This is a genomic window from Lysobacter daejeonensis GH1-9, from assembly GCF_000768355.1.
GTDB classification, from domain to species: Bacteria; Pseudomonadota; Gammaproteobacteria; order Xanthomonadales; family Xanthomonadaceae; genus Aerolutibacter; species Aerolutibacter daejeonensis.
Genome location: NZ_AVPU01000065.1, coordinates 1 through 2,287, shown reverse-complemented (window position 1 = coordinate 2,287; position 2,287 = coordinate 1). Strand labels below are relative to the sequence as shown.

2 protein-coding genes are annotated in these 2,287 nt (G+C 69.6%); one reads left to right on the top strand and one right to left on the bottom strand.

The window, feature by feature from the left end; translation table 11 throughout:
* Positions 1 to 303: 303 nt before the first annotated feature.
* The gene (gene trxA, locus N800_RS14935) at positions 304 to 630 is read right to left on the bottom strand and encodes a thioredoxin TrxA (RefSeq protein ID WP_036140492.1); all 327 of its coding nucleotides are present in this window, start codon (positions 628 to 630) and stop codon (positions 304 to 306) included.
* A gap of 279 nt (positions 631 to 909) precedes the next feature.
* On the opposite strand from trxA, the gene rhlB reads away from it, so the two are divergent.
* Positions 910 to 2,287: ATP-dependent RNA helicase RhlB (gene rhlB, locus N800_RS14930; RefSeq protein ID WP_036140490.1), on the top strand; the 1,378-nt coding region annotated here is incomplete at its 3' end.

The following is a 2,287-nucleotide window of genomic DNA, read 5'->3' as shown; positions in this document are numbered from 1 at the left end:
GGGCGGGAGCGGCTTCGGCGGCAGCCTTGGGGGCACGCGGTTTGCGCACGCGCTTTTCGGCGGTTTCGCCGGCGTCGGGGGTGTTATCGGACAAGCAGGGAATCCTCGCTAAGCGGCGAGCGCTCGCAGGCGGCGAGCGGGACGTCAGTGACGTGGTTATGAAAGAGGGGAGTGGCGGCGTAGGCGCGCCCAGTACGGCGAAACTAGCACCGGGGCCGCGTACCGCGCAAGCACCGTCGGGCGGGAGGGTGCATGCGGTTCAGGTGGGGGCGCCGGCGGTCACCGGCCGGCGCCCGGGGGCGCTCAGAGCGCCTTGTCGATCAGTTGCGCGATCTGCGGCTTGCCCACCGCGCCAATCTGGGTGGCCTGCACCTGGCCGTTCTTGAACACCAGCAGCATCGGGATCGAGCGCACGTGGTACTTCATCGCGGTGGCCTGGTTCTCGTCCACGTTGACCTTCACGATCTTGGCCTTGCCGGCATATTCCTCGGCGATGACGTCCAGGGCCGGGGCGATCATCTTGCACGGGCCGCACCACGGCGCCCAGAAATCGACCAGCACCGGTTCGGACGACTGCAGCACGGCGGCGTCGAAATCGGCATCGCCGACATGCATCACTTTATCGCTCACAAGGACTCTCCTGCGGGTTGGGGCTTTAGACGGATCGGGCCGGCACAGGGTGGCATGCGGCCCGTGGTGGGGGCGCGAAGCCATCGGCGCCGGCCGCCGGCCCGCTGCGGGGCGGGGCTTACGGTAAACTGGGGCGTTACCCGTCGGCTTCAAGGCCGGCCGGAGCACCCATCCAAGCCGGCGTCCGAGGAGGCCGGCCCCGGCAGTCTGCGATGCGGACCGCCACCCACGCAAGCGCATCGCCGCAACACTGCGGACCGCGCGCGGACAGCCAAGCCGATGAGCGACAAGCCTTTAACCGACATTTCCTTCTCGTCGTTCGACCTGCACCCGAGCCTTCTGGCCGGGCTGGAGGGCGCCGGGTTCTCCCGCATGACGCCGATCCAGGCACTGACCCTGCCGCTGGCCCTGCAGGGCCGCGACGTCGCCGGCCAGGCCCAGACCGGCACCGGCAAGACCCTGGCCTTCCTGGTCGCGGTGATGAACCGCCTGCTGACCCGCCCGGCGCTGGCCGACCGCAAGCCCGAGGACCCGCGCGCGCTGATCCTGGCGCCGACCCGCGAGCTGGCCATCCAGATCCACAAGGACGCGGTGAAGTTCGGCAGCGAGCTGGGCCTGAAGTTCGCCCTGGTCTACGGCGGCGTGGACTACGACAAGCAGCGCGAGATCCTGCAGAAGGGCGCTGACGTCATCATCGCCACCCCGGGCCGCCTGATCGACTACGTCAAGCAGCACAAGGTGGTCAGCCTGCACGCTTGCGAGATGTGCGTGCTGGACGAAGCTGACCGCATGTTCGACCTGGGCTTCATCAAGGACATCCGCTTCCTGCTGCGCCGCATGCCCGAGCGCACCACCCGGCAGACCCTGCTGTTCAGCGCCACGCTCAGCCACCGCGTGCTGGAACTGGCCTACGAGCACATGAACGAGCCGGAGAAGCTGGTGGTGGAAACCGAATCCATCACCGCGGCCCGCGTGCGACAGAAGCTGTACTACCCGGCCGACGACGAGAAGATCCCGCTGCTGCTGGGCCTGCTCTCGCGCAGTGAGGGCGCGCGCACCATGGTGTTCGTCAACACCAAGGCGTTCGTCGAGCGCGTGGCCCGCGCACTGGAGCGGGCCGGCTACCGCGTCGGCGTGCTGTCCGGCGACGTGCCGCAGAAGAAGCGCGAGTCGCTGCTGAAGAAGTTCCAGGCCGGCCAGCTGGAGCTGCTGGTGGCCACCGACGTGGCCGCGCGCGGCCTGCACATCGACGGCGTGTCGCACGTCTACAACTACGACCTGCCGTTCGATGCCGAGGACTACGTGCACCGCATCGGCCGCACCGCGCGCCTGGGCGCTGAGGGCGACGCGATCAGCTTCGCCTGCGAGCGCTACGCGATGGGCCTGCCGGACATCGAGGCCTACATCGAGCAGAAGATCCCGTCCGAGCCGGTGACCGCCGAGCTGCTGACCGCGTTGCCGCGGGCGCCGCGCGCGCTGCCGGAAGGCGGCGTGGAGGCGGACGAAGGCGACGAGGCCGAGAGCATCGCCGGCATCTTCAAGGAGGCACGCGAGCAGCGCGCCGCCGACGAGGAGCGCCGTGGCGGTGGTCGCGGCCAGGGTGCGCGCAGCGGCAGCCGCAGTGGTGGCCGTAGCGGAACCCGCGAAGGCGGTCGCC